This window comes from Comamonas sp. Tr-654, from assembly GCF_011752915.1.
In the GTDB taxonomy this organism is placed as follows: domain Bacteria; phylum Pseudomonadota; class Gammaproteobacteria; order Burkholderiales; family Burkholderiaceae_C; genus Comamonas.
Map to the genome: position 1 here is coordinate 261,865 of NZ_VWWQ01000005.1, position 23,569 is coordinate 285,433.

Genomic DNA, 23,569 nt, shown 5'->3' on the forward strand with positions numbered 1-23,569 from the left:
CGTAGTCCGGGACTCGAAAATCTCGCGCGACTCCATGCCCCCCTTGATCGACGGCGCCCAAAGCACATCAGGCTCAGATGCCAGAAGATTGACGCTGTCGGCTTGGGTGTTTTCAAGCGCCCTCGCAGGCCTGCATCATGGGCCGCCATGCGAGGGCAGGCCACATCTAGTGATAGCTCATCATGTAAGCGACCGTGCCGTTGGCAGAACCAGCCATCACATTGGAGGCCGTACTGCCCGCCACCAGCGTGTAGTAGGCCTTCATATGTATATTGGCTTTGCCGCGAATCATGGACGCATTGATCGTCTGGCTGCCGCCCGAGAAATCGACAGGCTTCGAGCCATTCATCAGCATGATCTGTACGTTTTGGGCGCCACCGGTCAAGCCAACGCCCTTGCCCGAGGCGATAGCCGGCGTCAACGTCAGATCGACAGCCACACCTTCCACACATTCCAGATTCATATTCATGTCGACCGGCAGCGCCGTGATGCGGCCACCGGCTGAGGTCATGGGAGCAGCTTCCGAGCCCAGCGCGTTGACGGATACCGGCCCCATGTTGTATGTCATGGCGCCGCTGGTTTGCACTGCGTTGCCATCGCGCAAAGCACAGGAGTCGTTGGTGATCGAGCCAATGAACTTGATCAGACCTGTGGCACCCACGGTTTTGGTTTGAGCCTGGGCGGTGGCAGCCAGACAGGCGATGGAGACAATGGCGCTAGTAAGGAGAAATTTCTTCATTTGTAAGCACTCCATAAAACGGTCATGGGTGAAATGGATCACCGGGATTTCCTCTCGCCCTATGTGCGCTATCAGCTAGAGCACACGCCTCGATATGAACATGCAGCAGAAATAATTGCAACATTTTGTAATTAGTGTTTCATCTCACAGTCATTGTTCGCGACAAATGCTTGCTGCCAAAACACTGCGTTGCCCTTCGGCCTTACCGGGCCGATGCATCTTGTGCTGAGCAAGGAGGAAACTGCCGGATCACCGGCTTGCGTCGCCTTTGCCAAAGGGCTCGTCCGCTTGAAGCAAGTCAATGAACCTCACCGTTGTGCGGCATCTGCAATTCGTTAGGACGAGACCTGCACGCCCAACAGCAGGAGCCAATACAGGGGCCAAGACAGGCCAGGCTTTGACGGAGACGCTCGCGTGGAACTGTTCAACGACACCATCGATGCCATGGATTCGGTCACAGACTGCTTCGCCAGCCGTGCTCCACAACACACGCGCCTGGAGCGAGAATCCGGCAACTCTGCCGTGCCTCAATCGGAGGGAAAGATGCTGGTGCCGGCTGCCGTATATGAATTGACTGTCGGCACTTCATGACACCGACTTGTCGGCCCCGGTGGAAGCTCAAGGGTATCGGGCAATTCAATTGCCACCGGCGTCTTGACCATGCCGCAGCTCGGCAGCACCTCAAGCGCAAAGGACGCAAGAACCATGCGATTGAATGACGTCGGATTGCGTGCTTCAAGCCCCCTCGCGGGACCCGTTGCCACACGAGGGAGCAACCCACATCTAGTGGTAGCTGATCATGTAACCGATCGTGCCGTTGGCAGTACCAGCCGTCGCATTGAATACCGTGCCACCTGTCACCAGGGTGTAGTAGGCCTTCATATGGATATGGGCTATGCCGTCGCTGAGGGGCGTGTTGATCGTCTGGCTGCCGCCCGAGAAATCGACAGGCTTTGATCCATTCACCAGCATGATCTGCACGTTTTCGGCAGCGCCGGTCAAGCCAATGCCCTTGCCCGAGACGATGGCAGGGGTCAACGTCAGGTCGACAGCCACACCTTCCAGACATTCCAGCTGCATATTCATGTCGACCGGCAGTGCCGTGATGTTGCCACCGGCGGATGTCGTGGGTGCCGCTTCCGTGCCCAATGCATGGACAGAAACCGGCCCCATGTTGTACGTCATGGCGCCGCTAGTTTGCACAGCATTGCTATCACGCAGAGCGCAGGAATCCGTGGTGATCGAACCCATGAAATGAATGAGACCTGCAGCGCCAAGGGATCTGGCCTGTGCCTGGACTGCCACCGTCAGCCCGAGGATGGAAATAATCGCACTGCGAAGGAGAAATTTCTTCATTTTGTCGGCACTCCTGTAAGAGGCTCGGTGAAGACGGATCACCTCGCCCCCTGTCACTCATGTGCGCTGCCATCAACAGCACACCCGTCAAGATGAACTTGCATCAAGGCCTCAATATGAACATGCATCAACCCCAGATGTAATGAGTTGCAACACATCTCTTGAGTGCCATCAAGACGGAATAAGAAATAGATAGCGGCCGAATCGAGGCTGACTTTCGCAGTCGAGAATCTGAACTTTGCCTACTCAATCGACGAGGCCGATGCATCTTGTGCAGAGCATTGAGACGCACTGCTGGGTGACGAACTTGCACGGCCTTTGCCAAGGAGCTCACGCGCTCGAAGCAAGTCAATGAACCTCACCTTTGTGCGGAGCCATCCGTTCGCCGCACAGGCCTCTTAGCAAACGCGGGCTCCGACTGAGCCATATGCAAGACCTAACAAGGATGCGGCTGCGTCCACAGCAGTTCTTGCAAGTCTGGGAACAACAAGGTCTGCCTGCCCAACGGCAGGGGCAGGTACAGAGGCTGAAACAGGCCCGGCTTTGGCGGCGACGCTCGCATGGAACTGTTCAATGGCATCATCGATGCCACAGATTCGGTCGCCAGCCAGACGCCATCAAAACACGCGCCAAGGGGGAGAATCCGGCAACTCTGCTGGTGCCTCAATCAATCCCTGCACAAAAGGCAAGATAAGCGCTGACGCAGGCAGCCATGAGCGCCCACAGGCGTTGATCGGGCTGAAAAAACGGCAGCGCCCCACGAAGTACATCGCGAACGACGCTGGCTTGCGCTTCGTCACACAGCGCTGCATGCGCCGTCGATGAGCAACGAAGGCGCGAGCTGCATCAGGCCACACTGATCAGGCAGTCCACCTAAACCAGGAAAAATTGAATCAAATTCGACTCAATCGCTTTACCAGAATGCGTCCGAAGCTACCTATTCAGTAGCATCCCAATGACTCAGAAGCGCTTCATCTGGCACTGGCCGGGCATTTCGGCCCTGCCCGCCGCAATCTCGCGCACGACCTTGAAGCCGTAGCCCGAGCCTTCCACATCGAAGTCCACGCCGGCACTGCCTTTTTTTTCCATCATGCCCACCACCAGCGATTGCTGGAACTGGTGGTCTGTCGCCCGCATGCTGCCCGAACGGCCCGCCATCTGCACCCTGGCATGCTCCATGGCCTGGGCCACGGCGACGGTGTCCGTGCTGCCGGCTTTTTCGAGGCTCTGCGCCAGAGCCTCGATCATGAGTTGCATGCGCATATGCACATAGTCGTCCTGAGGCCTGGGAAAACGCTGGCGGAAGGACTGGTAGAAGCCCCGGCTCTCTGCCGTGGGCACATTGGGCAGCCAGTCGGCCACGGCCAGCACCTTGCCCACACCGGCATCGCCCAAGGCAGCCGGGGCGCCCAGGGCATTGCCGTAGAAGGTGTAGAAACGCCCTTCGTAGCCGGCCTCGCGCGCAGCCTTGACAAGCAGCATCAAATCGTTGCCCCAGTTGCCCGTGATCACGGCCTGGGCACCGCTTTGCTTGATCTTGACCGCATAAGGCGCAAAGTCCTTGACGCGGCCCACAGGGTGCAGCTCATCGCCCACGATGCGCACATCGGGGCGCTGCACGGCCAGCTGGCGCCTGGCTTCGCGAAGCACGGCCTGGCCAAAGCTGTAGTCCTGCCCGATCAGATAGGCACTGTGCACGGCCTTGTCGTCCTTGATGACCTCCATCAACGCGGCCATGCGCATATCGGCATGGGCATCAAAACGGAAATGCCAGAAGCTGCAGCGCTCGTTGGTCAGAGCCGGATCCACCGCCGAGTAGTTCAGGTAGAGCACGCGGCGCGAAGGGTCGCGGCTGTTGTGCTTGTCGATGGCGTCGAGAAGCGCTGCCGCCGTGGCCGATGAATTGCCCTGCATGATGATGCGCGCACCATTGTCTATGGCTGAGCGCAACGCCGACAGCGCCTCTTCATTCTGGCCTTTGCTGTCATAGCGCTCTATCACGAGCTCATGCAGACCGTCGGCCAGGCGCACACCACCACGCGCGTTCACCCGCTCGGTCGCCCACAGCAGGTTGCGGAACACGGCCTCGCCCGTGTTCGCAAACGGACCCGAAAGGCTCTCCACCAATGCCAGCTTGACGGGCTGCGCAAGCCCGGCCCTGGCTGCCGCAACCGCAGCGCCAGCAATGCCGAACGGCGCGCATAGTAGTGGCAACTGCAGGTATTTCAAGGCATCACGGCGCAATTTATTCATCAAAAAAACCTCTTGAAATGCGCTTGCCACCACCTACCTATGAGTCAAGCGGCAACAACGCAAGCCGCGCAGTTTAAAGGAGTTAAACACCATGTTCTTCGCCCCTGTGATGAGCCGTAATACCTTTGTATCCCCTCGCGCCGCCGACTTGGCCCTGCAACGTTTTCTGCAGGAAACCCTGGGCGCTGCAAGCCCTGTACAACGCCAGGTTCAGGTCAGCCGCGATGAAAAATTCACCACACTGACCCTGGATGTGCCTGGCCTGGCACGCGAGCAGCTCAAACTCTCGCTGGAAGGGACTGTCGCCAAGCTTGAAAGCGTGGAAGGCGCGGCCCGTCAGGTCAGATACAGCTGGGATCTGGGCCATGAAATCGATGCAGCCAACAGCAAGGCCAAGCTCGAGCATGGAGTGCTCACGCTGACCCTGGCCAAGCTCGAGCCTCAGAGCAAGGCCGTGACGCTGAGCATCGAATAAGTGCTGCTTTTCGCCTACCGGTCTGCCTCATTCTTTCTTCCATCTCCTCTTAGCGGGGCCGACCGGAAAGCACAAGCCCGCAATGCCAAGGCGTTGCGGGCTTTTTTGCGAGCAAGTCTTCAGCACTTATCGATAGGCAAGCGGACTGGTTCTGAATACCGTCGGATAGCCATCTGCACCCGCCGAGCTCCCGTCTCCCACAAAAAGCTGATTCTTGGAAATACCCAGAATGTTCTTGCTCATTACACCGAACTCCATCTTGGCCTCAGCCTCGCTGACCGTGACATTGCCTGTCACTTCATAGCCTGTGTAGGTGCTGATCACGCGCACTGGATTGCTCCAGCCACTGACTGTCGCGGCCTCCCAGCTAATACTGCCAATCAAGGTCACAGTACCCTCAAGCTGGGTGCATCCAGAGTCTGAATAGATTCTGTGCGTATATGACATCGTTGACTGTGTGAACTCATAGCCGACGGGAGCAACGCCCTTCTGACTTTGCATGGATGCTGGAACCACAGGCCAGTTATCCGTGCAATAGTTATCCGAATCGTATTTCCAGCTTCCCAGGAACGGGGAAGCGACTGTCGCCGTGCTGCCCCCCGCGCCAGAATCTGGTGTCGGAGGCGTGGAGCTGCCTGCTTGGCTGTCGACGCTGCCTCCATCTCCCCCGCCTCCACAGCCCATCAGTATCAGGGCCATCACGCCAGCCGCAACCCATAAAGTCCGATTTCTGTTCATCTCCCCCCCTCTTTAAAGCATCCGGCCCGAGCCATTAGCGGCTCGGGCCGGATTCAGTATGCCGACGGATCCATGAAGTTGATAGCGGAAATGGCGCATGTCGATCTCTGGCAACGCTCGCACCAAGGGTTTGATCTGACTCAATACGAGGGCATCAAAGTCTCGCTCCATATATGTTTGAAGCGATCGACCTGTCTGCAACCGGGCAAAGGCCCATCAAGGCGGCTCGACCATATCTGGCGATGACGAGCGCCCCAGTCCACCATGAGTCAACCTCTTAACAACGCCAAGACTCGAACATCAGGACCAAATTCTGCGCAGCTGCAAAAGCGAGACCGAGATTCCTTCAATTCGGCGCTTTGGCTTACAACTGCAAGCCATCTATGGAGCACGGATCGCTGCCTGAGCTTTCTAAACTATGCGCACATGCGCGAGGCGGGGTCTGCCTCTTCTTTCACTCCTCGAGGAATTCACCCATGGCAAAAGTGCTGGTTCTCTACTATTCCATGTACGGTCATATCGAAACCATGGCTCAGGCCGTGGCCGAAGGCGCACGCAGCGTCAGCGGTGCCGAGGTCACCATCAAGCGCGTGCCCGAAACCATGCCCGAGGACGTCTTCAAGAACGCAGGCGGCAAGGCCAACCAAGCCGCAGAGGTCGCCAGCCCCGCCGAGCTGGCCAACTACGATGCCATCCTGTTTGGCGTGCCCACGCGCTTTGGCAATATGCCGGGCCAGATGCGCAGCTTTCTCGACCAGACCGGCGGTCTCTGGGTCAAGGGGGCCTTGATCAACAAGATCGGCAGTGTCTTCACTTCGACCGGCACCGGCGGCGGCCAGGAAATGACGGCCACGACCACCTGGGCGACGCTGGCCCATCACGGCATGATCATCGTGCCGCTGGGCTATCCGCTGCCCGAGCAGACCAATCTGAGCGCGGTCAAGGGAGGCAATTCGCCCTATGGGGCCTCCACCATTGCGGGCGCCGACGGTTCGCGCCAGCCTCATCCCGACGAGCTGAGCATTGCCCGCTACCAGGGCCAGAACGTAGCAAAACTGGCCGTGAAGCTTGCCGGATAAGCGCAGGCAGCCATGAAAAAAAGCAGCCACCTGGGCTGCTTTTTTGCTGTACGGACTCACTTGAGCGAATCCAGCGGCCAGCGCGGCTTCACATCAAATGCATATTCATGCAATGCCTGCTCGCGCCCCGCCTGTATGCGCATGGCGGCAGCCATGGCAATCATGGCGCCATTGTCGGTGCACAAATGCAGCTCGGGGTAATGCACGCGGATCTTGTGCTTGGCGCAAGCCTCATTGAGCTGTTCGCGCAGCTGCTTGTTGGCTCCCACACCTCCCGCCACCACCACCCGCTTCATGCCGGCCTGCTTGAGTGCAGCCATGGTTTTCTTGACCAGCACATCCACAATCGCGGCCTGCGTGCTGGCGGCCAGATCGGCCTTGCGCGCTTCCAGCTCGTCACCCAACTTCTTGGCCTGGGTCAATACGGCCGTCTTGAGGCCGGCAAACGAGAAGTCCAGATCGCCCGAATGCAGCAGGGGACGAGGCAGCTTGAAGGCTTGGGGATCGCCGCCCTCCGCCAGCTTGGAGAGCACAGGACCGCCCGGATAGGGCAAGCCCATGAGCTTGGCCGATTTGTCGAAAGCCTCGCCCGCCGCATCGTCGATGGTTTCACCCAGGATTTCATATTCGCCCACGCCGTCTACACGCATGAGCTGGGTGTGGCCACCCGAGACCAGCAAGGCCACGAACGGGAACTCCGGCGGGTCGGCACTGAGAAAGGGCGAGAGCAGATGGCCTTCGAGGTGGTGCACGCCCAGCACGGGCTTGTCCAGCGCTGCCGCCATGGCACAAGCCGCACCGGAGCCGACCAGCAGAGCCCCGGCAAGGCCTGGGCCGCGTGTAAAGGCAATCACATCGACATTGTCGAGTTGCTCCCCGGATTCGACCAGCACCTTCTCGGTCAGCGGCAACACGCGGCGAATATGGTCACGGCTGGCCAGCTCGGGCACCACGCCGCCATAGGCGCGATGCATTTCAATCTGGCTGTGCAGCGCATGACTCAGCAAGGTGGGCACACCTTGGCCGTCCGGCGTGCGCACCAGGGCCACACCGGTTTCATCACAAGAGGATTCGATTCCCAGGATCAGCAAACTCATGGCCGCAAGTGTAGAACTTGCGCCCTCCAGATGCAGGAAAGGCGGACATTAGCCCTGTCCGCCTTTACTATTCAATTCATAGCAGCCTATGGCTGATTCACATTGGGCGTCCCGGAAATATAGTGCTCCAGCTGGTGGATCGTGAACTGCTGGGCCGAGATGATTTCCTTGACGATGTCGCCAATCGAAATCAGCCCCTGCAGCTCTCGGGTCTCGTTGATCACGGGCAGATGGCGCATGCGATTGCTGGTCATCAGCGACATGCACTCCTCGCTGGTCTGGCGCGGCAGCACGCAATGCACCTTGCGCGTCATGACCTCGTCCACCCGCGTGCTGGCCGAGCTTCGGCCCTGCAGCGCGATCTTGCGAGCGTAGTCGCGCTCGGTCACGATACCGGCGATATCGCCACCTTCGAGCACCAGCAGCGCGCCAATGCTTTTTTCCGCCATGAGCTGCAGCGCAGCCAGCATGGTGTCGGAGGGAGAAACGCTGTAGATAGTGCTGTTGCCCTTGGCGCGCAGAATTTCGGCGACGGTCGTCATCTGGTTCTCCTTTCTGGATCGGCCCGTCATGCAAAACGCATGACGACATGACCAGTGTGAGAATCCTGCTGCATTGCGGCAATCAGGCTATGCCCGTATACAAAAACAAAAAAGGCAGCCAAAGCTGCCTTGATACTGTCACCCAATCGCGGCTCAGCGCCGACCGCCCAGCAGACCTGCGCCCAGCTTGAACAGATCTCCGGCATCGAGCTTGCCGTCGCCATTCTGGTCGAGCAGGCTGCCGAGGATGCCTCCCGCCATGCCGCCTTGCGACTGGATCTGGCCACGCTCCTGATCCAGAGCATTGCCCAGGTCGCCAGCCCCCATGCCCTGCGACTGGACCCGATTGGCCAGGAAAGACATCACCAGCGGAGCCAGCAGCGCCAGCAACTGACCTGCATTGCCCCCCAGACCCGTGGCCTGACCCAGCCGGGACTCGGCCTGCTGCTGCTGACCGCCAAAGATATTGCCCAGAATGGCGCCCGCGTCCAGCTGCGAGTTGCCGGCACCTGAGCCGCCTCCCAGCACCGAACCCAGAATGCTGCCCAGCCCACCCAGGCTGCCAGCCGCACCGGCGCCACCGCCTGCGCCGCCGAGCAGGCCACCGAGCCCGCCCAGCAGACCGCCCATATCCATTGCGCCATTGGCACTGCTGTGATCGCGCTGCAGCGCACCGAACAGATCGGCAGCTCCCTGAGGCTCGGCCGTGTTCTGGCCCAGCGCACCAAACAGCATGGGCAGCGCCACACCCACGGCCTGCTCGGCCTGCACGGAGTCGATGCCCAGTTGCTGGGCCAGGCCCTGCATGGGAGCGCCCTGCAGCTGGCCCATGAGTTCGTCGGTCAAAGATGCGTTAGCGGTCATTTCAACACTCCTCAAAAACAGCGCACATGGTACGCGCGCCCTGTGTCCCGAAATGTGATCAATGTTCATTCACTACGCAAGCCCCTCCCGAGCTATAGACCATTGAGGCGGCCTGCGCCCTGAACAGGGCTTCCTGCAGGCCGCAGCGTCCTGTGACGGCTTGGCTCAGAAGAGGTCTCAGAAGGAGTGCGAGATGCCGACCAGCAGCGAGCGCGGCTTGCTGCCCTTGGGAACCGCAGGCCCGGCATTGCTGGCGCTGTTGATGGTGAATGCTGCGTCGGCCTCATTGCGGATTGCGGAGACGCCCGCATACAGCTTGGTGCGCTTGGACAGCGCATGGTCGTAGCGCACGCTCAGGGCACGGGCATCGCTGTTCGCGCGCGCACGCCCCTGGAACTGCCCATAGGACAGCAGCACCTGTCCTGCCGTGCTGACCGGTATGGTCATGCTGGCTTCAAAGAAGCGCCCGCGCTTGCTGGCGGCATCCGGCAGATCATCCTCCCGGGTGGAAAGCAGCAAGGCCGCCCGAGCCACCTTGAAGTCATAGGAGCCGCCCAGCAAGCGATAGCGGTCGGTGTTCTGGGCCGTGGTGCGACGCTCCCACAGTGAAGCACCCAGGCTCCAGGGGCCACGCGTGTAGTCCAACGAGCCGCCAAACTGGCGCCCCACATTGGTGCCGGCGTTCTCCCCGAACGAGTACATGCCCCGCACCACCAGCCCCGCCATGGAAGCCGACTGAAAGCGCAGCGAGTTGTCTGCGCGCAGCACCGTGCCGTCACGGAAATAGTTGGCGGCATTGCCCCAGATCAGGCCCGTCAGGGCATAGGAAGCCAGCGAGGTATGAAACGTGGTGTAGTGGCGGCCCACCGTCAACTGACCCCAATCGCTACCCATGCCGACAAAGATCTGTCGACCAAAGGCGAGCCCGCCCTGACCGCGCTCGCCGGTATCGGCATTCAGTCCGGCCTCCATCACGTACAGCGCACGCAGGCCGCCGCCCAGATCCTCGGTTCCGCGAACGCCCCAGCGCGAGCCCGCCAGAACACCGCTTTCCGCACGCAGGGTACGACCCGCGCCGGTGGACACAGACTCGGCGGCCATGTCCACCACGCCGTACAGCGTAACCTGAGATGTGGCAGGCCCAGCGGTCTGAGCCTGAGCCAGCGAACATGTGGAGATGAAGGCAGCGGCCACGGCCAAGCCTCCCGATTGCAAGGATGTCATGAAGTCTCTCTTTTTAATAATGGATGGGCCTCGCAGCAGAGTCCTGCCGCTGTAGAGCCACTGACAGCGGCATCCGCCGCAGTTGCGGGGATGCCGTGTGGGAGTCCGGCGCCTCAGATGGCGCCGGCCGCGCTCATTCGAGGCGGATGTTCTTTTGCGTAATCAGGCTGCCGTAGATGCGTGCATCGTTTTCGATGCGCCTGGCCAGCGAAGCTGCGCTGGTGTCGTCAATACGCCAGCCCTGGGCCAGCAGCTTGCTGCGGATATCGGGAGCATGAAGAATCTTTTCCAGGGCCGCGGCCAGCTTGGCGCGATGCTCGGCGGGCATGGAAGCCGGTGCCATGACCGCATTCCAGACTTCGATGTCCACATTGCCGGCACCAATCTCGGGCATGGCCGGGACGCCGGGCGCCAGTGGGCTGCGCTTGCTGGAACTCACGGCCAGGGCGGCCAGCTTGCCGGACTGGACCAGTGGCATGACGGTGGAGGCCGGCAGCAAGGCCATCTGCACCTGATCGCCCATCAAGGCATTGACCACAGCCGGGCCACCGTTATAGGGCACATGCTGCAGATTCAGGCCCATGGCTTCCTTGATCAGCTCCACGCCCAGGTGGCCGCCGGACCCCGTGCCCACCGAGCCGTAGTTGCCCTGGGTCCCGGTCTTGAGTGCCTTGAAATAAGCCCCTGCATTCGCGGCCATGGACTTGGGAGCCACCAGCACCAGAGGGGCCGAACCGATCATAGCCAGCGGTGCGAGATCCTTGATCGGATCGTAGGGCAGCTTGCTGTAGAGAAACTTGGAGCTGGTCAGCGGGCCGTTGCCGATCACGCCTATGGTGTGGCCATCGCCGGCCTTGGCCACGGCGTCGGCGCCGATATTGCCGCTGGCGCCCCCTTTGTTCTCCACCACCACGGGCTGCCCCAGGGCTTTGGTCAAGGGCTCGGCCAGCAGGCGGGCCTGCACATCGGGCGAAGAGCCGCTGGCATAGCCGACGATCAGACGTATGGGGCGGGTGGGCCAGTCAGCCTTGCCCTGGGCCTGAGCCGCCAAGGGCAGGCACGCAGCGGCGCACAGCAGCAGGGCAGCCCGGCGCACGGGCATCGATTTTTTTGTCATCTTTATGTCTCCAGAATCTCAGTCTCAGTCTCGGATCAACAATCGGCGTATCCAGCCATCAGCTCCATCATCGGTGGCAGGCGTCCGCTGGCGGGCAAGGCCAGCTGCGAACGGTACACCCGGGTTTGCAGGCCAAACGCCTGATGTGCAGGCGTTTCGAGGTGATGCGCCTGCATTCGGTCGGCCCACCATTGGGCGCCTTGGGTGCATGCCGGTCCGTCGAGATGCTCGGCCAGCATGACCACCGTGACTTCCCCCTGGGCCTGCTCGGCAATGCGCTCCCCGCCAACGGGGTAATGCAAGGAACGCTCCACAGGCACCACACCCGCCATGACGCGCAGCAGACGCCCCTCCTGCACCGCCTGCTCAGCCCAGCGGGCTGCCTGCGCGGCCCAGGCTTGTACATCGGTGGTGACGGCCTTGAGCGTCGTCAGCGCCGCACCGCTGGATGCTCCAGCCTGCACCTGCAATATGCAGGGCCTGCGCATGAAAGCACTCAGGCGCGGCCTCATGCGTGCCGACCAGGGGGTGGGATTGGCGATCACATCCGCGTACTCGGCCGAGTCCAGGGCCGCCAGCGACTCCAGACCGTAGAGCGTGAAGTATCCGCAGGCGCCGACATAGCGATGGCCGTAGGCAAAGCCTGGCAAACCCACGCGCTCGGGAACATGCTCGAAGGCATGCCAAGCCTCGTATTCTGCGCGAGCCTCGGGCCGGTCGATGTCGTTCCACAAAGCCAGGAAGGCGGTGCTCATGATGCAGAACCCGCGCCGGGTTGAATCAGCACCTTGCTCGCCAGCCGTGCACGCGCCAGCTCAAACCCCTGCCCGGCCTGCGCAAGCGGCACGCGATGGGTGATCATGAGCCGCAGCTGATCCTGATGGGTCTGCATGAATTCAACGACCTCCAGCCAGCAGCGTTCCGGCGTGCGATAGGAGCCGCGCAGCTGTTGATGACGTCGCACCAGGGCCGTCAGATCCAGCGGCACGGGGGCTGAATGAATGCCGGCAATCACAAGCACACCATGGGTCTTGAGTGCACGCAGGGCCGGAGCCAGCACGGCGGCCGCCCCGGTGGCTTCGATCACCACGTCAAAGAAAGCTTCCTGCGTATACGCGGCAAGGGCTTCGTCGATGTCCTGCCCCTCGAAGTCCAGCAGATCCTCGAACCCCATGGAGCGCAGGACCTCCAGCCGCGCGGCATCGCCATGGCCGGCAACCACCACCTGGGCCGCCCCTGCAGCACGCGCAAACAGCGCAATGCCCTGACCGATATTGCCGGGCCCCAGGATCAGCACGCGATCGCCGGGCTGGACATTGCCCGTGCGCACGGCTTCGAAGCTCACCGACAGCGGCTCGGCCAATGAGGCAACCTCGGGGTCCACGCCGTGTGGAATCGCCACGCAATTGCGCAGGGGCACGGCCACATACTCGGCAAAGCCGCCATGGCGCATGACACCGATGCCGCGGCGGGTAGTGCAGGCATCGAATTCGCCGGCACTGCAACTGGGGCATCTGCCGCAGGTGACCGAAGGCCGCACGGCCACCAACTGGCCCAGGGGCAGATGCTCGGCCCCCTCGCCTCTGGCCACAATCTCGCCGCTGAACTCGTGACCCACGGTCACCGGCAGCGCGGCCTGCAAAAAGTGATAGCTCGCCGTCCAGGCATCGATATGCAGATCCGTGCCACAGACACCGGTGGAATGAACCCGCAGCAGAACCTCGCCTGCGGCAGGCGACGGCATGTCGACCTCGTTGAGCTTCAGTCCCTTGGCGGACTCGGTTTTTTGCAAGGCTTGCATGGGACAGGCAATGCATGCGTGGACATGCATCTCAAAACGAACAGGATCGGCAGTGTTGCCGCCCTTCATTCATATGTCCAACACTGATTTAATATAAAAATCATACTTTTGAAATATGGATTGATTCAGGCATGGAACTGAGACATCTGCGCTACTTCGTGGCGGTTGCCGAGCAGGGCAACGTCAGCAGGGCAGCCCGCAAGCTATTCATCGCCCAGCCGCCGCTATCACAGCAGCTCAAGCAACTCGAGGACGAGGTCGGCACGCAGCTCTTCACCCGCCTGCCGCGCGGCATGCAGCTCACCGCTGCGGGCGAGTCGCTGCTGGAAGATGCGCGCGTCATATTGGCACGCGCCGAGCAAGCCCCCTTGCGCGCGCGCGAACGAGAGCGCAGCAGCCAGACCGTGCTGCGCCTGGGGCTGGTTCCCTCGGCCATGCAGTCCCTGCTGCCCGGCTTGCTGCTGGCTGTGGCGCAGGCCGGCTGTGACGTGCAGATCGAAGCCCGTGAAATGATTTCCTCCCAGCAACAGCGGGCCTTGCGCCAGGGCGAGCTGGAACTCGGCTTTGCCCGCCCCGGGCACAGGGAGGCCGACGAGCTTGAGCTGGCCAGCATTGACGACCCCTATTGTCTGGCAGTGCCGGCCTCCCATCCGCTGGCCGGAGGCAGTGGAATGCTGGATCTTCAAGCCGCCGTGCATCAGCCCTTTGTGGGCTTCACCCGCTATCAGGACACCGACTACTTCGACCGCACGGTCGCGCTGTGCGCCGAGGCCGGCTTCACTCCGCTGATACGCCACGAAGCCGGTCAGCTGGTGAATGTGCTGGCGCTCGTGGCCTGCGGTCTTGGCGTGGCCATCGTGCCGGCATCCTTCGCGATGTTCCACCGCGAGCAGATCGTGTTCCGGCCGCTTCGGGCTTCGCGCCAGGCCAGTCGGCTCGCCGTTCTGGCATCTGCCGAAGCGCTTAAGCGCAACCCCATGCTGGACCTTGTCGCCCAGCTCGCGCAATCCCAGCTACAGGCGCTGGCTGCACAGCTGGCGCAACAAGGAGCGACGGTTTTCCGACCACGACCGGTTTGATTTATATAACCAAATCGTCTGACAACTCATGGTTTTTATAGCGACAATTACGTTAATCATGAGCATCAGCCAGTACATCAAGGAAATCGGTCGCGGCACCAAGGGCGCGCGCTCTCTTTCGCGAGCCCAGGCCTGTGATCTGATGGGACAGGTGCTGGACGGCAAGGTCAGTGACCTGGAGCTGGGCGGCTTTTGCATTGCCATGCGCTTCAAGGGCGAAAGCGCCGAAGAGCTGGCAGGCTTTCTCGACGCCACCCAGCAACGTCTGCCTGTGTGGCCTCAGGCCCATAAGGCCCTGCCCGTAGTCGTCATCCCCAGCTATAACGGCTCGCGCAAGCTGGCCAATCTCACCCCGCTGCTGGCAGGTCTGCTGGCGCAGCAAGGCCTGCCCGTGCTCGTGCACGGCAGCCATACCGAGGACAAGCGCCTGGGCACGGCCGAGGTATGGCGGCAACTGGGCTGGACGGCCATCGAGCGCCCCGTCGCTCTGGAACCTGGCGACAAGGTCTGGATGCAGACCCGTCATCTGCTGGCACCACTGGATCGGCTGCTGCAGATTCGCCGCCAGATGGGCCTGCGCAACCCCTCGCACAGCATCGTCAAACTGCTGGACCCTATCCATGGCAGCAGCACCGCGCAGTCCGGGCTGGTGCTGGCCAGCTACACCCACCCGGCCTATGCCCAACCCATGCTCCAGACGCTAGCCCTGCGCGCGACCAGTGCGCTGCTGGTGCGCGGCACGGAAGGCGAGGCTGTGGCCGCCCCCCACCGCGAACCCGTGAGCACGGGTGTGATTGCCGGAGAAATCTGCTTTGAGCGTTCTTCCCTGCACAGCAGCCAGCTCGCATCCGGCACCGAGATCAGTGCCCCGGAACAAGATCTGAATGCCGAGCAGACAGCTAGGCTGACGCTGGACATTCTGAACGGCCAGCAGCCTGTGCCGGCGCCGATCGCGCAACAATTGGAACAGATACAAGCACTGCACCAGGCCATGCAGGTCACCGATGCCGGCGCTGCCGCCAGCCGCGCCGCACTGCAAGCCTATAACCGCAGCCCCGACTGAGACCCCACAATGACTGCCATTTCCCATAACCCCAATCAGCGCGGCTCGTGCATCCTGGTGGGTGCCGGCCCCGGCGACCCCGAGCTGCTGACCATCAAGGCCGCCAAGGCCATTGCCGCAGCCAGCGTGCTGTTTGTCGACGATCTGGTCAGCGACGGTGTGATGAGCCACGCCTCGCCCAGCGCCCGCGTGGTCTATGTGGGCAAGCGCGGCGGCTGCAAGAGCACCCCCCAGGCCTTTATCGAAAAGCTCATGATTGCCGCCGTGCAGGACGGCGAACGCGTGGTGCGCCTCAAGGGCGGCGACCCCTTCATCTTTGGCCGTGGTGGCGAAGAGGTCGAACATCTGCGTCAGGCCGGCATCGAGGTGGATGTCATCAACGGCATCACCTCCGGCCTTGCGGGTCTGACCAGCCTGGGCGCCCCGCTGACCCACCGCGACCGCGCGCACGGCGTGCTTTTCATGACCGGCCATGCCAAGCCCGGCGACAGCGGCCCCGACTGGCGCCAGATCGCCGCCACGGCCCATGCGGCCAAGCTGACGCTGGTGATCTATATGGGAGTGAGCAGCGTCGAGCGCATCAGCAGCGAGCTGCTCAGCGGCCTGCCCGGCAGCACGCCCGTAGCCGTGATCCAGCATGCCAGCCTGCCGCAGCAGCGCCATGCGCTGACCTTTCTGAAGGATTTGCCACAGAGCATTGCCGAGCATCAGCTGGGCAGCCCCAGCATCATCGTCGTCGGCGATGTGGTCCAGGGTATTGCCGCCTGGCAGAACCAGTCCCAGGCCTTGCCGCAATCAGCGGCGGCCTGAGCCACGACCTTCCCCGGCTGTCGCTCAACCCGGGCGGCCGGCAAATGCCGCCTCGGCTCAGGGAGTACGAGTCTCGGCGAAGCGCTCGGCCAGTTCCTTGCGCAGTTCCTTGCGCACGATGGCGGCGTCCCAGCGGCGCTTTTCCTCGTCGGTTTCGAGCTGCAGCGGTGGCACGGGGGCAGGCTTTTTATCATCGTCCACAGCCACCATGGTGAAGAAGCAGCTGTTCACGTGGCGCACCACCTGGCTGCGAATCTCCTCGGCAATCACCTTGATGCCGATTTCCATGGACGACTTGCCGGTGTGGTTCACGCTGGCCAGAAAAGTCACCAGCTCGCCCACATGGATGGGCTGCAGAAACATCACCTGATCCACGCTCAGCGTCACGACATAGCGGCCTGCATAGCGGCTGGCGCAGGCATAAGCGACCTGGTCCAGCAGTTTCAAGATGGCGCCGCCGTGCACATTGCCGGAGAAGTTGGCCATGTCAGGCGACATGAGCACGGTCATGCTCAGCTGGTGGGATGGTGTATTCATGGGGCGCGATTCTAGAAGTGATCCATGGCACATGCAGAGGCTTGCCTCATATCCCAACAGGACAACGGGCTGGCGACTGCACAGGCATCACGATCCGCGCATTTCGGGACTTTGTCAGCCCCTCAAAACCCAGTGACCGGCCATCTGGGACAATGACCGGCTTTGTTGTTCGTGCTTCAGCGCCCTGCCCGCCGTGTCCTCCACCCCACAGGTCCCCTTCCAGATTTTTGACGCCATCATCATCGGCGCCGGTGCCGCCGGCCTGTTCTGCGCGGCCCAGGCCGGCCAGCAGGGCCTGAAGGTGCTGCTGATCGATCATGCGCCCAAGGTGGCCGAGAAGATCCGCATCTCGGGCGGCGGACGCTGCAACTTCACCAACCGCGATCTGGACGTGCGTGCGCCGCACAAGCATTTTGTGGGGCAGAACCCTCAGTTCTGCCGCTCGGCCCTGTCACGCTTCACACCCGCCGACTTCATCACGCTGATGGACAGACACGGCATTGCCCACCACGAAAAGCACAAAGGCCAGCTGTTTGCCGACCATTCGGCCGAGGACATCATCGCCATGCTGCTGGCCGAGTGCACAGCGGGCGGCGTGCAGCGCTGGCAGCCTTGCCAGGTCAAGAAAGTAGTGTTTACACCGGAAAACCCAGATACAGAAAGCGATTGCAGCTATCAGATTGAAACCGATCGTGGCCTGGTACAGGCTGCCAATCTGGTCATTGCCACCGGCGGCCTGAGCATTCCCAAGATAGGCGCCACCGACTTCGGCTACCGGCTGGCCCAGCAGTTCGATCTGCCGCTGATCGAGCGCACGCCCGGCCTGGTACCCATGACCTTCGACGGCGAAGGCTGGCAGCCCTACGCAGGCCTGGCCGGTCTAGCCCTGCCCGTGGAAATCAGCACCGGCAGCAAAAAGGAGCGCATGAGCTTCCACGAGGATTTGCTGTTCACCCATCGCGGCCTCTCCGGTCCTGCGGTGCTGCAAATCTCCAGCTACTGGAAGCCCGGCACCCCGCTGCAGATCAATCTGCTGCCTGGCGTGGATCTGGCCGAGGTGCTGGCCCAGGCCAAGCTTCACTCACGCAAGCTGGTAGCCAACGAGCTGGCCGCCCACCTGCCCGCGCGCCTGGCCGATGCCTGGGTCAGCCGCATGCCCGAGCTGCAGCGCCCCATCAACGAGGCCGGCGACAAGGCCCTGGCCAGACTGGCGGAACAGCTGTCGCGCTGGGAAATCACCCCCACGGACACCGAAGGCTACAAAAAAGCCGAGGTCACGCTGGGCGGCGTGGACACCAAGGTGCTGTCCCAGCAAACCATGGAGTGCAAGAGTCGCCCAGGCCTGTACTTTATCGGCGAGGTGGTGGACATCACGGGCTGGCTGGGCGGCTACAACTTCCAGTGGGCCTGGGCCAGTGCCGCTGCCTGCGCCCAGGCCATGGCGGAAAAGCAGTCGGTCCAGGCTTGAGCAACTGAAATCGGAGCGGCGGCGGCCATCAAAAAAGGATGGCCGAACCATCCTTTTTGCTGGCAGCCCCAGGGCCCACCATGCGCTCAGACCGCAAACTCCGGGCCTTCATAGTGCTCGGGAACCTTGAGCTGCCCCGAGGAGATGGCTGCGGACGCCCTGGCCACGCGCTCGCGCACAGCCGGTGCCACTGCCTGGCCCATGGTCAGGCGTACGGCAGCCGGATCGCTCAGACCGATCTTGCGAATACCCGGGCCGGGCGCACCGCGCTCCTGCATGTCCTTGACGGCCAGGAACGCGCCAATGCCCACATCGGCCCAGGCCGAAGCGACGAACACCTGCGGGTCCACCGTGGTCCAGTCGATCACATTGCCGATCTGGCGCGTGCCCGCCTCGCGACAGGCCTGGGTCACGCCATCGCGGCCGGAATTGAGCATGGTGAAGATCACATCGGCACCGGCTGCCATCTGGGCCCTGGCTATGCGGTGCGACAAGGCGTTGTCGTCCTGATCGCCAGAGAAGTTCGTCAGCAGCTTGACCCGGAGGTCGGTATCGCGCACGCCGGCCGCATAGGCGGCGCGCCCTTTGAGTCCCGGGGGCACGCGAATGCCCGACATATGACCGACCACACCGGTCCTGGTGGTCAGCGCCGCCAGCACGCCGGCCAGATAGGCCGACTCTTCCTGCAGCACGTCATAGCTGCAAAGATTGCTCCCCTGCACCGCGCCCTGGGTCACGACGAACTGGGTCCTGGGGAAGCGCGCCGCAACTTCGGCTGCGGCCTGATTGTTCTGCCCTCCATGGGCAATTACCAGTTGCGCGCCCTGCCCCGCGAGCTGCGCGAGAGCCGGCTCCAGCAACTCCTTCCTGGGTGCCATGCCGTCGAGAAAACGGGTCTGCACGCCCAGCTCCTGGCGCGCTTTTTCCAGACCGCGCCATCCGGCCTCCATAAAGCCCTTGTCGCTGCGCGAGCCCGCAAACAGACCGCCCACCACCAGAGAACTGCCGACTGCAGCAGCGCCCGGCGCCTGGGCCTTGCCGGCACAGGCCGTCAGCGCCAGCAGGCCGGGGACGGCGATGGCCGAAGCCATCCATTGACGACGCGAAACCGATGAGGAATGAGAAGCGCTGGACAAAATGAAAGCTCCTTGGACACGGAAAAGACAGCGATGCGCACAGGCACCAGGTCACTCGCTTCCTGACTTTGGTCAAGAAACAGAGCCATCAAACTGTATGCAATTTCCGTACACAAGATGCTCCACACAAACCCCAGAGCCCAGTTGCACTGGCATAGGCTTGACCCCGCCTGCCGAAGGCCTGTGTATTGCGCGCGTCAAAGGCATGAAGACGGGCACAAAGGCAGGCATAAAGGCGCAGTAGCGGTGCCTGAACCAGGCCTTAGACAGCGCGAACCGTTAGCGGCAAAGCACTGTCATCCTGTCCAGCGCAGGATTGCTTGGCAGTGCAATGCAGACGCGGTCCAAGTCTTGGTCTATAATGCTCGACTTTGCTGGCATTACCCCGTCGGCCATACTAGTTAAAAAGTGGCGGGGAAACCGCTGTACACGGCTCTCAGGCCCGATCTTCCCGAGAACCCTCTGTCAGCACAGATATATCTGGAAATTAAATGACTACCATCCGCGTCAAAGAAAACGAGCCCTATGAAGTTGCCCTGCGCCGCTTCAAGCGCACCATCGAAAAGCTGGGTCTGCTGACCGATCTGCGTGCTCGCGAGTTCTACGAAAAGCCCACAGCCGAGCGCAAGCGCAAGAAGGCTGCTGCCGTGAAGCGTCACTACAAGCGCGTTCGCAGCATGCAACTGCCTAAGAAGCTGTACTAATCGTTGATTAGGACCAGTCGGCCTTAAAACAGCCGCAAACCCGCGCTCGGGACGCCAGGCGCGGGTTTTTTGTTTTCTGGCCACTGCCAGGCCTGCCCGGCTGCGCAGTGACCTCCCAGCGCATGGATAGTCAACGCACCACCATTCGCCCACCCCAAGGAGAAAGCCATGAGCCTGAAAGCCCAGATTACCGAAGACATGAAGACCGCCATGCGTGCCAAGGACAGTGCACGCCTGGGCACCATCCGCCTGCTGCAGGCCGCGATGAAGCAAAAGGAAGTGGACGAGCGCATCGAGCTCGACGACGCAGCCGTCATCGCCATCGTCGACAAGCTGATCAAGCAGCGCAAGGACTCCATCGCCGCCTTCGAAGCCGCCAACCGCAGCGATCTGGCCGATGTGGAAAAGGCCGAAATGGAAGTGCTCAAGGTCTATCTGCCCGAACGCATGGGCGAAGCCGAGATCACCGCTGCCGTGCAGGCCATTGTGGCCGAGCTGGGCGCCTCCGGCCCCGGCGACATGGGCAAGGTGATGGGCGCCGTCAAGACCCAGCTGGCCGGCAAGGCCGATATGGGCCTGGTGTCCGCCGCCGTGAAGGCCGCGCTGACAAAGTAATTGACCACCGGCCTGAGCCATCACGCGGCATCAGGCTCAAAAACAGAAGCTGCTTGCGCTTGCTGTACATATTTTTCAGACTAAAAATACTCTGAAATTCATGTATATCAAACGATAGTAGCTTCTTTTTTAATAGCATTCCTGAATCCCGTAGGCGCCTGTTTGCTGAAGAACTCCTGCAGGAACTCGACGCAGACCCGCACCTTGGCCGAGCGCTCCAGCCGCGTCGGATAGACGGCCCAGATATTCGCCTGCTGCTGCCACTCGGGCAGCAACTGCAGCAGGCTGCCGGTCTGCAAATCGGCCGCCACATCCCACAGCGAGCGCAGCACGATGCCATGGCCGTCGCGGGCCCATTGCACGGCCATCTCGCCATGATTGGTGGACAGCGGCCCGGTAACTTTGACGCTGCGCTCCTGATTGCCCGAGCGCAGTTTCCAGACACCGAAGGGATGGTCGCGCTCTTTGATGACCAGGCAGTCGTGCGCGGCCAGCTCGTCGAGCGTGCGCGGACTGCCACGCCGCTGCACATAGGCCGGGGCCGCGCACAGCACGCGATGGTTGTCGGCCAGATGGCGGGCAATCAGATGCGGCGCGATCTCGTCGCCCACACGCACATCGAGATCGAAGCCCTCGGCCGCGACATCGACGATGCGGTCGAACACCTCCAGGCGCAGCTGCAGCGTCGGATATTGCGCAATCAGCTGCGACAGCGCGGGCGCCACCACATTGCGGCCAAAGCCGAAGCTGGTGGACACCCGCAGCAGGCCGCGCGGCTGGCGGCGCGTCACATCCACCTCCTGCAGCAGATGCTCGACCTCGTCCAGAATGCGCTGCGCCCAGTGGTAGACGCGCTCGCCCTGCTCGGTGACAGCAACCCGCCGTGTAGTGCGATGCAGCAGCTTCACACCCAGCTCCTGCTCCAGCAGGCGGATGCGCTTGCTGACAAAGGCCGGCGAAGCATTGTGCGCGGCCGCAGCCTCGGCAAAGCTGGCTTTGCGCACCACGGTGGTGAAGACACGCAGGTCTTCGGGCGAGGGCATTTTCTGCACGATCTGTAAACAATCAGGCCACGATCAGTCAATTGTATTCAGTTATGCAAGGTGCAAAAATACCGTCAGGCACAGGCCGAGCCGCTGCCTCGCCACCCAACACATTCACGAGAGAGCACCATGTCCACTCCCAAAAAGATTGCAGTCATCGCCGGCGACGGCATCGGCAAGGAAGTCATGCCCGAAGGCCTGCGCGCGCTGGAAGCCGCAGCCAAGCGCTTCGACCTGCCGCTGGAGTTCCACCATTTCGACTGGGCTCACTGCGACTACTACGCCGAACACGGCCAGATGATGCCTGACGACTGGAAGGCCCAGCTCTCGGGCATGGATGCCATCTTCTTCGGCGCCGTTGGCTGGCCCGCCACCGTGCCCGACCATATCTCGCTGTGGGGATCCCTCCTCAAGTTCCGCCGCGAATTCGACCAGTACATCAATCTGCGTCCGGTGCGCCTGTTCGAAGGCGTGCCCTGCCCCCTGGCCGGCCGCAAGCCCGGCGACATCGATTACTACGTGGTGCGTGAGAACACCGAGGGCGAATACACATCTCTCGGCGGCGTGATGTTCGAAGGCACGGACCGCGAGATCGTGATCCAGGAATCGGTCTACTCGCGCAAGGGCGCCGACCGCCTGCTCAAGTACGCCTTCGATCTGGCCCAGAGCCGCGCCAAGAAGCACGTGACGCTGGCCACCAAGAGCAACGGCATCGCCATCAGCATGCCCTGGTGGGACAAGCGCGCCGATGATGTGGCCAAGGACTACCCCGAAGTCACGCTCGACAAGCAGCACATCGACATCCTGACCGCCCGCTTCGTGCTGCAACCCGGCCGCTTCGACGTGGTGGCCGCCACCAATCTGTTTGGCGACATCCTGTCCGACCTGGGCCCTGCCACCACGGGCACCATCGGCCTGGCTCCATCGGCCAACCTCAACCCCGACCGCACCTTCCCCTCGCTGTTCGAGCCCGTGCACGGCTCGGCGCCCGACATCTATGGCAAGAACATCGCCAACCCCATCGCCATGGTCTGGTCGGGCGCGCTGATGCTGGACTTCCTGGGCCGCAGCGAAGGTGCCTGGCGTCAGGCCCACGACACCATCGTGGCCGCCATCGAGCACACGATCAAGGCCGGTCCGCTGACGCCCGATCTGGGTGGCAAGGCCAACACCACCGAGGTGGGCGAAGCCATCGCCGCGGCCATCGCCAACGCCTGAAGACTCCGGGCTGGCCCCAGCCGGCCTGATTCAAGATAAGAAGCACCCCGCGCAGACTGAACCTGCACCGGGGTGCTTTTGCACGCCCGCACACCCAGGGCCGCCAGTTGCGGCGACCTAGGCTTCAAACCGGAGGTTTGGCTTTGGCCTTGGCTTGCGAAGCCGATTTCCTAGCCGACCGGGCCTGGGCATTGCGCTGCGCAGCGGCCTGCACCAGCGCCTGGAACGCTGCGCCGTCGAGCGCTTCGCCCACATGCAGGTCTATGGCCCGGCGCGTGGCGCCTTCAAGACTGGCATTGAACAAGCCTGCCGGATCGGCCAGGGCCGCGCCATGCGCGAAGGTCAGCTTGACCACGGCCTTGTAGGTCTCGCCCGTGCACAGAATGCCGTCCTGCGACCATACGGGCGTTCCGCGCCATTTCAGCTCTTCCACCACGGCGGGCAAGGCCTCAAGGATCAGCGCGCGCACGCGGGCCAGCATGGCACCGCGCCAGTCGTCCAGGCTGGCAATCCTGGCATCGATCAGAGCCGAAGCCTCGGGGCCGCTGACGGGCCCGGCAGAGGACGCGGGTAGCGAAGTGCTCATGGATAGCTCTCCTTCATCAATGCGG

25 protein-coding genes are annotated in these 23,569 nt (G+C 62.2%); 10 read left to right on the top strand and 15 right to left on the bottom strand.

The features are described from left to right. Window positions 1–166: 166 nt before the first annotated feature. Window positions 167–739, bottom strand: a complete 573-nt coding sequence (locus tag F3J24_RS16880) for a fimbrial protein (protein WP_167008788.1) — start codon at window positions 737–739, stop codon at window positions 167–169. Between the two features lie 414 nt (window positions 740–1,153). Here F3J24_RS16880 and F3J24_RS16885 point away from each other — a divergent pair, with 414 nt between their 5' ends. Continuing rightward, window positions 1,154–1,330: a hypothetical protein gene (locus F3J24_RS16885; protein WP_167008791.1), complete on the top strand. Its 177-nt coding sequence runs from the start codon at window positions 1,154–1,156 to the stop codon at window positions 1,328–1,330. A gap of 192 nt (window positions 1,331–1,522) precedes the next feature. Here F3J24_RS16885 and F3J24_RS16890 read toward each other — a convergent pair whose 3' ends face one another. Beyond that, window positions 1,523–2,095, bottom strand: coding sequence for a fimbrial protein (locus tag F3J24_RS16890; protein WP_167008794.1), 573 nt, complete (start codon window positions 2,093–2,095; stop codon window positions 1,523–1,525). Window positions 2,096–3,055: 960 nt separating this feature from the next. After that, on the bottom strand, window positions 3,056–4,348 hold the full coding sequence (locus F3J24_RS16895; protein ID WP_167008797.1) for a branched-chain amino acid ABC transporter substrate-binding protein: 1,293 nt from the start codon (window positions 4,346–4,348) through the stop codon (window positions 3,056–3,058). Between the two features lie 91 nt (window positions 4,349–4,439). Here F3J24_RS16895 and F3J24_RS16900 point away from each other — a divergent pair, with 91 nt between their 5' ends. Continuing rightward, window positions 4,440–4,823: an Hsp20/alpha crystallin family protein gene (locus F3J24_RS16900; protein WP_167008800.1), complete on the top strand. Its 384-nt coding sequence runs from the start codon at window positions 4,440–4,442 to the stop codon at window positions 4,821–4,823. Window positions 4,824–4,949: 126 nt separating this feature from the next. On the opposite strand, the gene F3J24_RS16905 is transcribed toward F3J24_RS16900, so the two are convergent. Next, window positions 4,950–5,324 carry a hypothetical protein gene (locus F3J24_RS16905; RefSeq protein ID WP_167009372.1) on the bottom strand — a complete coding sequence of 125 codons (375 nt, stop codon included), beginning with the start codon at window positions 5,322–5,324 and terminating at the stop codon, window positions 4,950–4,952. 713 nt (window positions 5,325–6,037) lie between these two features. On the opposite strand from F3J24_RS16905, the gene wrbA reads away from it, so the two are divergent. Beyond that, window positions 6,038–6,640 carry an NAD(P)H:quinone oxidoreductase gene (wrbA, locus tag F3J24_RS16910; protein WP_167008803.1) on the top strand — a complete coding sequence of 201 codons (603 nt, stop codon included), beginning with the start codon at window positions 6,038–6,040 and terminating at the stop codon, window positions 6,638–6,640. 56 nt (window positions 6,641–6,696) lie between these two features. On the opposite strand, the gene tsaD is transcribed toward wrbA, so the two are convergent. From tsaD to F3J24_RS16945, 7 genes are all read right to left on the bottom strand, one after another. Continuing rightward, window positions 6,697–7,737 carry a tRNA (adenosine(37)-N6)-threonylcarbamoyltransferase complex transferase subunit TsaD gene (tsaD, locus tag F3J24_RS16915; protein WP_167008806.1) on the bottom strand — a complete coding sequence of 347 codons (1,041 nt, stop codon included), beginning with the start codon at window positions 7,735–7,737 and terminating at the stop codon, window positions 6,697–6,699. 86 nt (window positions 7,738–7,823) lie between these two features. Then, window positions 7,824–8,279: a CBS domain-containing protein gene (locus F3J24_RS16920; protein WP_043004812.1), complete on the bottom strand. Its 456-nt coding sequence runs from the start codon at window positions 8,277–8,279 to the stop codon at window positions 7,824–7,826. A gap of 153 nt (window positions 8,280–8,432) precedes the next feature. Beyond that, window positions 8,433–9,143, bottom strand: a complete 711-nt coding sequence (locus F3J24_RS16925; RefSeq protein ID WP_167008809.1) for a DUF937 domain-containing protein — start codon at window positions 9,141–9,143, stop codon at window positions 8,433–8,435. 177 nt (window positions 9,144–9,320) lie between these two features. After that, on the bottom strand, window positions 9,321–10,367 hold the full coding sequence (locus F3J24_RS16930) for a porin (protein WP_167008812.1): 1,047 nt from the start codon (window positions 10,365–10,367) through the stop codon (window positions 9,321–9,323). Between the two features lie 133 nt (window positions 10,368–10,500). Further along, the gene (locus F3J24_RS16935) at window positions 10,501–11,469 is read right to left on the bottom strand and encodes a tripartite tricarboxylate transporter substrate binding protein (RefSeq protein ID WP_167009376.1); all 969 of its coding nucleotides are present in this window, start codon (window positions 11,467–11,469) and stop codon (window positions 10,501–10,503) included. Window positions 11,470–11,519: 50 nt separating this feature from the next. Further along, window positions 11,520–12,239, bottom strand: coding sequence for a hypothetical protein (locus F3J24_RS16940; protein ID WP_167008816.1), 720 nt, complete (start codon window positions 12,237–12,239; stop codon window positions 11,520–11,522). Continuing rightward, complete coding sequence (locus F3J24_RS16945; RefSeq protein WP_240154354.1) at window positions 12,236–13,285, bottom strand: zinc-binding dehydrogenase; 1,050 nt, start codon at window positions 13,283–13,285, stop codon at window positions 12,236–12,238. The genes F3J24_RS16940 and F3J24_RS16945 overlap by 4 nt, the downstream gene beginning before the upstream one ends. Window positions 13,286–13,416: 131 nt before the next feature. Between F3J24_RS16945 and F3J24_RS16950 the strand changes: the two genes are divergently transcribed. Genes F3J24_RS16950 through cobA form a run of 3 tightly spaced genes read left to right on the top strand, consistent with a single transcriptional unit; the run spans window position 13,417 to window position 16,237 of the window. Further along, window positions 13,417–14,364 carry a LysR substrate-binding domain-containing protein gene (locus F3J24_RS16950; protein WP_167008822.1) on the top strand — a complete coding sequence of 316 codons (948 nt, stop codon included), beginning with the start codon at window positions 13,417–13,419 and terminating at the stop codon, window positions 14,362–14,364. 58 nt (window positions 14,365–14,422) lie between these two features. Next, the gene (ybiB, locus tag F3J24_RS16955) at window positions 14,423–15,427 is read left to right on the top strand and encodes a DNA-binding protein YbiB (RefSeq protein WP_167008826.1); all 1,005 of its coding nucleotides are present in this window, start codon (window positions 14,423–14,425) and stop codon (window positions 15,425–15,427) included. A gap of 9 nt (window positions 15,428–15,436) precedes the next feature. Next, window positions 15,437–16,237: a uroporphyrinogen-III C-methyltransferase gene (cobA, locus tag F3J24_RS16960; RefSeq protein ID WP_167008828.1), complete on the top strand. Its 801-nt coding sequence runs from the start codon at window positions 15,437–15,439 to the stop codon at window positions 16,235–16,237. Between the two features lie 57 nt (window positions 16,238–16,294). On the opposite strand, the gene F3J24_RS16965 is transcribed toward cobA, so the two are convergent. Then, window positions 16,295–16,774: an acyl-CoA thioesterase gene (locus tag F3J24_RS16965; RefSeq protein WP_003053005.1), complete on the bottom strand. Its 480-nt coding sequence runs from the start codon at window positions 16,772–16,774 to the stop codon at window positions 16,295–16,297. A 193-nt stretch (window positions 16,775–16,967) separates the two neighbouring features. Between F3J24_RS16965 and F3J24_RS16970 the strand changes: the two genes are divergently transcribed. Continuing rightward, window positions 16,968–18,242 (top strand): NAD(P)/FAD-dependent oxidoreductase, encoded by a 1,275-nt coding sequence (locus F3J24_RS16970; RefSeq protein WP_167008831.1) that lies wholly within the window; start codon window positions 16,968–16,970, stop codon window positions 18,240–18,242. Window positions 18,243–18,328: 86 nt separating this feature from the next. Here the strand turns inward: F3J24_RS16970 and F3J24_RS16975 are convergent, their stop codons facing one another. Continuing rightward, a complete protein-coding gene (locus F3J24_RS16975; RefSeq protein ID WP_240154355.1) occupies window positions 18,329–19,378 on the bottom strand; it encodes a BMP family protein in 1,050 nt (349 codons plus the stop codon). Window positions 19,379–19,869: 491 nt separating this feature from the next. Between F3J24_RS16975 and rpsU the strand changes: the two genes are divergently transcribed. Further along, a complete protein-coding gene (gene rpsU, locus F3J24_RS16980; RefSeq protein WP_003052999.1) occupies window positions 19,870–20,082 on the top strand; it encodes a 30S ribosomal protein S21 in 213 nt (70 codons plus the stop codon). Window positions 20,083–20,250: 168 nt separating this feature from the next. Beyond that, complete coding sequence (locus F3J24_RS16985) at window positions 20,251–20,697, top strand: GatB/YqeY domain-containing protein (RefSeq protein ID WP_003079000.1); 447 nt, start codon at window positions 20,251–20,253, stop codon at window positions 20,695–20,697. Window positions 20,698–20,804: 107 nt separating this feature from the next. Here F3J24_RS16985 and F3J24_RS16990 read toward each other — a convergent pair whose 3' ends face one another. Next, the gene (locus F3J24_RS16990) at window positions 20,805–21,740 is read right to left on the bottom strand and encodes a LysR substrate-binding domain-containing protein (RefSeq protein ID WP_167009383.1); all 936 of its coding nucleotides are present in this window, start codon (window positions 21,738–21,740) and stop codon (window positions 20,805–20,807) included. Window positions 21,741–21,869: 129 nt separating this feature from the next. Between F3J24_RS16990 and F3J24_RS16995 the strand changes: the two genes are divergently transcribed. Then, window positions 21,870–22,958, top strand: a complete 1,089-nt coding sequence (locus F3J24_RS16995; RefSeq protein ID WP_167008834.1) for a tartrate dehydrogenase — start codon at window positions 21,870–21,872, stop codon at window positions 22,956–22,958. Between the two features lie 124 nt (window positions 22,959–23,082). Here F3J24_RS16995 and F3J24_RS17000 read toward each other — a convergent pair whose 3' ends face one another. Beyond that, window positions 23,083–23,544, bottom strand: coding sequence for a DUF1801 domain-containing protein (locus F3J24_RS17000; RefSeq protein WP_167008837.1), 462 nt, complete (start codon window positions 23,542–23,544; stop codon window positions 23,083–23,085). Window positions 23,545–23,569 lie beyond the last annotated feature (25 nt).

Coding starts and splice junctions, on each gene's coding strand:
- F3J24_RS16880 (WP_167008788.1), bottom strand. CDS start 739: ATGAAGAAATTTCTCCTTACTAGCGCCATTGTCTCCATCGCCTGTCTG.
- F3J24_RS16890 (WP_167008794.1), bottom strand. CDS start 2,095: ATGAAGAAATTTCTCCTTCGCAGTGCGATTATTTCCATCCTCGGGCTG.
- F3J24_RS16895 (WP_167008797.1), bottom strand. CDS start 4,348: ATGAATAAATTGCGCCGTGATGCCTTGAAATACCTGCAGTTGCCACTA.
- F3J24_RS16900 (WP_167008800.1), top strand. CDS start 4,440: ATGTTCTTCGCCCCTGTGATGAGCCGTAATACCTTTGTATCCCCTCGC.
- F3J24_RS16905 (WP_167009372.1), bottom strand. CDS start 5,324: ATGCAAAGTCAGAAGGGCGTTGCTCCCGTCGGCTATGAGTTCACACAG.
- wrbA (WP_167008803.1), top strand. CDS start 6,038: ATGGCAAAAGTGCTGGTTCTCTACTATTCCATGTACGGTCATATCGAA.
- tsaD (WP_167008806.1), bottom strand. CDS start 7,737: ATGAGTTTGCTGATCCTGGGAATCGAATCCTCTTGTGATGAAACCGGT.
- F3J24_RS16920 (WP_043004812.1), bottom strand. CDS start 8,279: ATGACGACCGTCGCCGAAATTCTGCGCGCCAAGGGCAACAGCACTATC.
- F3J24_RS16925 (WP_167008809.1), bottom strand. CDS start 9,143: ATGACCGCTAACGCATCTTTGACCGACGAACTCATGGGCCAGCTGCAG.
- F3J24_RS16930 (WP_167008812.1), bottom strand. CDS start 10,367: ATGACATCCTTGCAATCGGGAGGCTTGGCCGTGGCCGCTGCCTTCATC.
- F3J24_RS16935 (WP_167009376.1), bottom strand. CDS start 11,469: ATGCCCGTGCGCCGGGCTGCCCTGCTGCTGTGCGCCGCTGCGTGCCTG.
- F3J24_RS16940 (WP_167008816.1), bottom strand. CDS start 12,239: ATGAGCACCGCCTTCCTGGCTTTGTGGAACGACATCGACCGGCCCGAG.
- F3J24_RS16945 (WP_240154354.1), bottom strand. CDS start 13,285: ATGCAAGCCTTGCAAAAAACCGAGTCCGCCAAGGGACTGAAGCTCAAC.
- F3J24_RS16950 (WP_167008822.1), top strand. CDS start 13,417: ATGGAACTGAGACATCTGCGCTACTTCGTGGCGGTTGCCGAGCAGGGC.
- ybiB (WP_167008826.1), top strand. CDS start 14,423: ATGAGCATCAGCCAGTACATCAAGGAAATCGGTCGCGGCACCAAGGGC.
- cobA (WP_167008828.1), top strand. CDS start 15,437: ATGACTGCCATTTCCCATAACCCCAATCAGCGCGGCTCGTGCATCCTG.
- F3J24_RS16965 (WP_003053005.1), bottom strand. CDS start 16,774: ATGAATACACCATCCCACCAGCTGAGCATGACCGTGCTCATGTCGCCT.
- rpsU (WP_003052999.1), top strand. CDS start 19,870: ATGACTACCATCCGCGTCAAAGAAAACGAGCCCTATGAAGTTGCCCTG.
- F3J24_RS16985 (WP_003079000.1), top strand. CDS start 20,251: ATGAGCCTGAAAGCCCAGATTACCGAAGACATGAAGACCGCCATGCGT.
- F3J24_RS16990 (WP_167009383.1), bottom strand. CDS start 21,740: ATGCCCTCGCCCGAAGACCTGCGTGTCTTCACCACCGTGGTGCGCAAA.
- F3J24_RS16995 (WP_167008834.1), top strand. CDS start 21,870: ATGTCCACTCCCAAAAAGATTGCAGTCATCGCCGGCGACGGCATCGGC.
- F3J24_RS17000 (WP_167008837.1), bottom strand. CDS start 23,544: ATGAGCACTTCGCTACCCGCGTCCTCTGCCGGGCCCGTCAGCGGCCCC.